Genomic DNA, 6,475 nt, shown 5'->3' on the forward strand with positions numbered 1-6,475 from the left:
GCCCCCGCTCCCGCGCACCCGCGCGGACCTGCGCGGATCCGGGCACGTCCACCGACCGGTCGCCGCCGAGGTGCGGGAGAACCTGCTGCGGCGGATGGCCTCGGGACAGCCCCGGTTCCCCGGGGTGCACGGGTTCGACGCCACCGTGCTGCCGCAGGTGGAGCGGGCCCTGCTGGCCGGACACGACATCGTCCTGCTGGGCGAGCGCGGCCAGGGCAAGACCCGGCTGATCCGCACCCTGGCGACCCTGCTGGACGAGTGGTCCCCGGCGGTGGCCGGGTGCCCGGTCAACGACCACCCCTACACGCCGGTCTGCCCGGCCTGCGTGCGCCGTTCGGCACGGGAGGGCGACGGCCTGCCGGTCGTGTGGCGGCACCGCTCGGAGCGCTACGGCGAGAAGCTGGGCACGCCCGACACCGGCGTGGGCGAGCTGATCGGCGACGTGGACCCGGCGCTGCTGGCGCGGGGGCGCTCCCTCGGCGATCCCGAGACCATCCACTACGGTCTGGTGCCGCGGGCCAACCGGGGCGTGTTCTGCGTCAACGAGCTGCCCGACCTGCCCGCACGGGCCCAGGTGGCGCTGTTCAACGTGCTGGAGGAGCGCGACCTCCAGGTACGCGGCTACAACCTGCGGCTGCCGCTGGACCTGCTTCTGGTGGCGAGCGCGAACCCGGAGGACTACACGAGCCGGGGACGCATCGTCACCCCGCTCAAGGACCGCTTCGGCGCGCAGGTGCGCACCCACTACCCGCTGACCCTGGCGGACGAACTGGCGCTCATCCGGCAGGAGGCGGCGCTGCCCGAGGGCACGACGGTGCCCTCGCACCTGCTGGAGGCCGTGGCGCGCTTCACCCGGCTGGTCCGCGCCTCGAAGAAGGTGGACGCCCGTTCGGGGGTGTCGGTGCGCTTCTCGGTGTCCGCGGCCGAGACGGTGGCGGCGTCGGCGCTGCGCCGGGCTGCCCTGACCGGCGGGGAGGTTCCGGTGGCCCGGGTGTGCGACCTGCCCGCCGCGGTGGAGCCGCTGCTGGGCAAGGTCGAGTTCGAGACAGGTTCCGAGGGCCGCGAGGCGGAGATCCTGCACGCGCTGCTGCGCCGGGCGGTGGCGGAGGTGTTCCGCGAACGCCTGGGAACGGCGGACCTGTCCGAACTCGCCGACCGCTTCTCGGGCGGCGGCACGGTGGAGACCGGTGACCTGGTGGGCGCCGCCGAACTGCTGCGGCGGGTGGGCGCGGTCCCGGGACTCGCGGCGATGATCGGGCACGCGGCCCCCGAGGACGAGGACGGCCCGCCGACGCCGGGGCTGGCCGCCGCTGTGGTGGAGTTCGCGCTGGAGGGCCTGTACCTGGAGCGCCGGCTGTCCAAGGACGCGCTTCCCGACGGAGGGGTCTACCGCTTCTAGGCGGTCTCCAGGCGGCGCCCTCCGGAGGCGTCCGCGCGCCGGGGCCCTCTCGGGCGCGGCCGTTCGGCGGCCGGCTCGCCCGGCCAGGACTGCCGGTTCCCGAATCGGGAAGATAGCCGGTGCGTGTGCGCGGGACGAGAAGGAGGCGGACGCCTGTGAGGTTTCGGTACCGGGAGTACATGGGCGGCCCCGACCCGCTGGCCGAACCCGACCCGCCGCCCGAGGAGGCCGTGGCGGCGGCGCGGGAGCTGCTGGTACTGGTCGCCTCGGCGCTGGAGGCGGATTCCGCATCCGCTTCGCGGTTCCCGGAGACGGGTTCCGCGGCCGACCCGCAGGACCCGGGAGTGGATTCCGCGACCGGTGGGGGCCCGGTGGCGGGTTCCGCGAGCGGCCCGGGGGTTCTGTCCGAGGAGGACCGGCGGCGGCTGTCCGCCCTGGAGGACGTCCTGTCCCGGTACGCCGACGGCGACCGCGCGGCCCTCGGCCGGGCGGACGCCACCGCCCTGGGCCGTCTGCCGGGGCTGCTGGGCGGGGAGGCCGGCCGCATCCTGGCCCGCCTGGACGGGGCCGACCACGGCCTGAGCCCGCGCGAACTGCGCCGCCTGGGCGAGGTGGCGCTGCGCGAGGCCGAGGCCTCCCGGCGCGGACGCGGGGGCCCCGGCGGAGCACACCGGGGAGGCACCGCGCCCGGCGGGGAGCCCACGGGCCTGTCCCTGCCCCGCGACGAGGACGGCGACCGGCCGTTGGACGCGGTCGCGACCGTGCGCGAGGCGGCCCTGCGCCGGGCCCGCCCCGGAGAGCGCGGCGTGGCGCTGCGGGCCGAGGACGTGCGGGTGGCCGGGGCGGAGCCGTCGGAGGCAGCGGCCGTGTCCCTGCTGGTGGACCTGTCCCATTCGATGGTGACCCGGTCCCTGCACGAGGCCGCCACCCGGACCGCGCTGGCCCTGCACACCCTGGTGTCCACGCGCCGCCCGCAGGACCGGCTGCACCTGGTCGGCTTCGGGGAACGGGCGCGGGAGCTGACCCCCGCCTCACTGGTGGCGCACGACTGGCGCCGCGTCCCCGGGACGAACCTGCACCACGCGCTGCGGCTGGCCCGCGCCCACCTGCGGCGCCACGGCGGCCTGCGTCCGCAGGTACTGGTGGTCACCGACGGCGAGCCCACCGCGCACCTGGGCGAGGACGGCGACGCCCGGTTCTCCTGGCCCCCGGCCCCCCGCACGGTGGAGCTGACCTTCGCCGAGCTGGACGCCGTCCTGCGCGGGGGCGCCGAGGTGACCTTCTTCCTGCTGGCGGACGATCCGCGGCTGCGCGCCTTCCAGGAGCTGGTGGAGCGGCGGCGCGGGACGCGGGTGGTGCACGCCGGAGCCGAGGAGCTGGGGCCGCTGGTGGTGGACCGCTACCTGCGCTGAGCCGGGCGCCGCGAGGGCGGACCGGATCCCCGTGGAACGGACTTGGCCGCCGCGGTGGGGAACCGGCGCGGACACCGGGACTCCGCCGGAGCCCGCCCGGCCGGGTACCGGGACAGCGGCCCGGTGTGGTCGGCTCCGAACTCCGCGCGGGCTGCCGACGGCCCGACCGGTCAGCGGCCGGGCGCGTCGGCGGCGCGGCGGGTCAGCGCTCGAAGATGCTGACGTCGGAGGCCAGCACCAACAGCTCCTCGGGGGCACCGCCGCCGGAGTAGAGCAGCTGGTGCCGGTTGGCGGGCATGACCGTCTCGGTGAACCGCAGCGGGCGCATGCCCTCGTAGACCACCCGCTCCTGCACCAGCAGCGGGATGCCTGGCCCCAGCCCGAAGGAGTCCGCCTCGTCCTGGGAGGGCATCCGGGCGCCGACGATGTCCCAGTTCCACTCCTCCCGGTACCCCAGTGACCGCAGGACGGCGGCGACGCCCTCCTCCAGGCGTTCGGGGGACATGAGCGGGGTGTTGCTGGCGATGCCGTACGGGAAGTAGGTGACCTGGGACTGCCACAGGCCGCCGTCGACGAACCGGTCGGAGGAGCGGATGACCACCAGGTCCCCGCGCGTACGGCCCTCGGCCCCGTCGCTGCGCAGGCGCTTGGCCACCTTGGGGCGCATGGTGTCCAGGCTGACCTTGATCTTCTCCTGGACCTGGTCGTATCCGGCCTCGCGCAGGTGGGGCTGGTAGCCCGCCTCGAAGCGCTCGGAGTCGCCGCCCCCGGTCACGGGGGTGGCCAGGTGGACGATGGGCCGGTGGTCGGCGACGAAGGCCCCGCGTCCGGGCTGGATGGCGACGCGCCCCTCGTCCTGGAGGATGCGCATGCCCAGACGGGCGGTGGCGCGGGAGACGTCGAGCTGCTCGGCGAGCTCCTCCTCCCCCGGCAGCCGCTCCCCCGGCTTGTAGTCGCCCCTGGCCAGCGCCTCGCGCAGGTGGTCGGCGACAACCGTCTTCCTCGACGTGCTCATGCTTGTGCTCAGTCCCGGTGGTAGGCGTTCATGTTGCCGTTCTCGTACTGGTAGCGGATGCTGTGGCCCGCGTAGACGGTGTGCACGAGCCGGATGGGGCGCTCCTCGGACAGGTCGGTCCGGTGGACGGTCAGCACCGGGACCCCGGGCGGGAGTTCGAGCTGGCCCGCCTCCTGCGGGCTGGGCATGCGGGTCTCCAGCTCGTCGACGAACCCGACCTGGCGCTGTCCGTACTCGGCCAGCACCGACAGGGCGCTCTCCACGTCCTCGGGAAGCATGAGCGGGGTGCCCTCGACGAGGTCCATGGGGTAGTAGGCGGTGCTGACGGAGGCCGAGACCTCCCCGGAGAACCGGTACATCCGGCGGACGACCGTCATGTCGCCCTCGGGGACGCGCAGGCGGCTGGCGATGTCGGGGGTGGCGCTGAGGAGCTGGAGCTCCTCCAGGACCTGCCCGGTCATACCGGACTCGTGGAGGCCCCCGGGGCCGACGCGGTTGGCGTGGAAGGTCTCGGGGACCACGTCCTGGACGTAGTGCCCGCGCCCGGGGCGGCTGACGATCAGCCCCTGGTTGCGCAGCATGCCCAGGGCCAGCCGGATCGTGTTGCGGGACGCCTCGAAGCGCTCCTCCAGCTGCTTCTCCGACGGCAGCTGCGCGCCCCGGGTCAGGGAGCCCTCCTGGATCTCGCGCCGCAGGGTTCGGGCGATCTGTCGGTATCTGCTTTCGGCCCGCATATATCAGTCCTCGCCGGGGTATGAGACCAACAACCTAGCTTGTACCAACAAGATGATCGGAGCACCAGGAGATCAGGTCCATCCGGTCAACATGAGCCCATTTTAAGTGAAGGCCACCCTCAGTACGCGACACCGCCGGAAGAACACTCCCCAGAACGGGCGTCGGCGGTTCCCCTCCCCTTCGACCCAGGCGCCTGACCCCCGCGGCACCGCAAAGGAAACACCACGGTGAGACACCGCTCGGCGTCCCCCCTCTCCGGAGGAGGGCACGCAGGACACGGATAGGAACTTCCCCCCCGAGGAGAACACCATGATCCCCATCGTTATCGCCCTCGTCGGAGTCGTACTCCTGGGCCTGGCCGCGGGGTTCTTCCTCGCCGTCTCCATCGGCATCCGCCGACAGGACCGCCGGGGCGCTTACCGCTCCCTGCGCGAGGACGGCGAGGGCACCCCCCTCTCCCGCACCGGGAGCCTCGTGGTGGGGCTGCGCTTCCGCGACGGGGAGCACCCGTCCACCCCCTCCACGGACCGCACGCCCACCGCGGTCTGAGCGGGAGGAGCTGAGACGGACGCCGCGGCGACGGAGCCGCGGCGCGGACCGGCGAGAGCCGATCCGCGCGACGCCCCTCCCTAGCCCTCCAGGGCCTGGAGCAGGTCCGCCACCAGGTCGTCGGCGGACTCGATGCCCACGGAGATCCGCACCAGGTCGGCCGGGACCTCCAGCGGGGAGCCCGCGGTGGACGCGTGCGTCATCCGACCCGGGTGCTCGATCAGGGACTCCACCCCGCCCAGGGACTCGCCGAGGGTGAAGACCTCGGTGCGCTCGCACAGGGCGAGCGCCGCCTTCTCACCGTCGCGCAGGGCGAAGGAGACCATGCCGCCGAAGGCCCTCATCTGCCGTTCGGCGGTCTTGTGCCCCGGGTGGGCGTCCAACCCGGGGTAGAACACCCGGCGCACCGCGGGGTGGCCCTCCAGGGCCGCCACCACCTTCTCGGCGTTGGCGCTGTGCCGGTCCATGCGCACGCCCAGGGTCTTGATCCCGCGCAGGGTCAGCCAGGAGTCGAACGGCCCCGGGACCGCGCCCATGGTGTTCTGGTGGAAGGCCAGCCGCTCGCCCAGCTCGGCGTCGGAAACCACCAGCGCTCCCCCGACCACGTCGGAGTGCCCGCCCAGGTACTTGGTGGTGGAGTGCACGACCACGTCCGCGCCCAGGGTCAGCGGCTGCTGGAGGTAGGACGAGGCGAAGGTGTTGTCGACCACGTGCAGGGCGCCGGCGTCGTGCGCGATCTGCGCGACGGCCTCGATGTCGGTGATGTTGAGCAGGGGGTTGGTGGGCGTCTCGGTCCACACCACCCTGGTGTTGGGCCGCACGGCCGCGCGCACGGCCTCGGGGTCGGACTGGTCGACCGCGTCCCACTGCACACCCCAGCGCTCGACCACCTTGGAGACCAGGCGGAAGGTGCCGCCGTAGGCGTCGCCGGGGATGATCAGGTGGTCGCCGGGCGAGAGCACCGTGCGCAGCAGGGTGTCCTCGGCGGCCATGCCGGAGGCGAAGGCCAGGCCGCGCACCCCGGACTCCAGGGCGGCCAGGCACTCCTCCAGGGCCGCGCGCGTGGGGTTGCCGGTGCGCGAGTACTCGTAGCCCTGGCGCAGACCGCCCACGCCGTCCTGGGCGTAGGTGCTCGTCTGGTAGATCGGCACCACCACGGACCCGGTTCCGGCGTCCGGCTCCTGCCCCGCGTGGATGGCCAGCGTTTCAAACCCGTCGAACTTCATGGGGCCACCTTAGTGCCCGCTGACCTCACCGATCGCGTTTTCCACAGGCCGGCGCCGATGGGCGCGGGCGCGCCCGGGAGCCGTCCACAGGCCCGGACCGGGGCTGGCGCCGGAGGCCCTCCCCGCGGTTTCCTGGATA

The 6,475-nt window shown here is 73.9% G+C and carries 6 protein-coding genes; 3 read left to right on the top strand and 3 right to left on the bottom strand.

The features are described from left to right. Positions 1-1,399: sigma 54-interacting transcriptional regulator (locus tag DQW06_RS13485; RefSeq protein ID WP_198662441.1), on the top strand; the 1,399-nt coding region annotated here is incomplete at its 5' end. 155 nt (positions 1,400-1,554) lie between these two features. Beyond that, positions 1,555-2,811, top strand: a complete 1,257-nt coding sequence (locus DQW06_RS13490; RefSeq protein ID WP_198662442.1) for a VWA domain-containing protein — start codon at positions 1,555-1,557, stop codon at positions 2,809-2,811. 202 nt (positions 2,812-3,013) lie between these two features. On the opposite strand, the gene DQW06_RS13495 is transcribed toward DQW06_RS13490, so the two are convergent. Further along, entirely contained in the window at positions 3,014-3,826 is an 813-nt protein-coding gene (locus tag DQW06_RS13495; protein ID WP_013151147.1) for a GntR family transcriptional regulator, read from the bottom strand. 8 nt (positions 3,827-3,834) lie between these two features. Then, on the bottom strand, positions 3,835-4,560 hold the full coding sequence (locus DQW06_RS13500) for a GntR family transcriptional regulator (RefSeq protein ID WP_013151146.1): 726 nt from the start codon (positions 4,558-4,560) through the stop codon (positions 3,835-3,837). A 310-nt stretch (positions 4,561-4,870) separates the two neighbouring features. On the opposite strand from DQW06_RS13500, the gene DQW06_RS13505 reads away from it, so the two are divergent. Continuing rightward, the gene (locus tag DQW06_RS13505) at positions 4,871-5,110 is read left to right on the top strand and encodes a hypothetical protein (protein ID WP_013151145.1); all 240 of its coding nucleotides are present in this window, start codon (positions 4,871-4,873) and stop codon (positions 5,108-5,110) included. An 80-nt stretch (positions 5,111-5,190) separates the two neighbouring features. Here DQW06_RS13505 and DQW06_RS13510 read toward each other — a convergent pair whose 3' ends face one another. Next, positions 5,191-6,336 (bottom strand): cystathionine gamma-synthase, encoded by a 1,146-nt coding sequence (locus DQW06_RS13510; protein WP_013151144.1) that lies wholly within the window; start codon positions 6,334-6,336, stop codon positions 5,191-5,193. Between the last annotated feature and the right edge of the window lie 139 nt (positions 6,337-6,475).

Origin of the sequence: Nocardiopsis sp. TNDT3, from assembly GCF_003427465.1 — a bacterium.
Lineage (GTDB): Bacteria > Actinomycetota > Actinomycetes > Streptosporangiales > Streptosporangiaceae > Nocardiopsis > Nocardiopsis dassonvillei.

Bases quoted from the DNA above. Each gene is read 5' to 3' on its own strand.
- DQW06_RS13495 (WP_013151147.1), bottom strand. From the start codon at position 3,826: ATGAGCACGTCGAGGAAGACGGTTGTCGCCGACCACCTGCGCGAGGCG.
- DQW06_RS13500 (WP_013151146.1), bottom strand. From the start codon at position 4,560: ATGCGGGCCGAAAGCAGATACCGACAGATCGCCCGAACCCTGCGGCGC.
- DQW06_RS13505 (WP_013151145.1), top strand. From the start codon at position 4,871: ATGATCCCCATCGTTATCGCCCTCGTCGGAGTCGTACTCCTGGGCCTG.
- DQW06_RS13510 (WP_013151144.1), bottom strand. From the start codon at position 6,336: ATGAAGTTCGACGGGTTTGAAACGCTGGCCATCCACGCGGGGCAGGAG.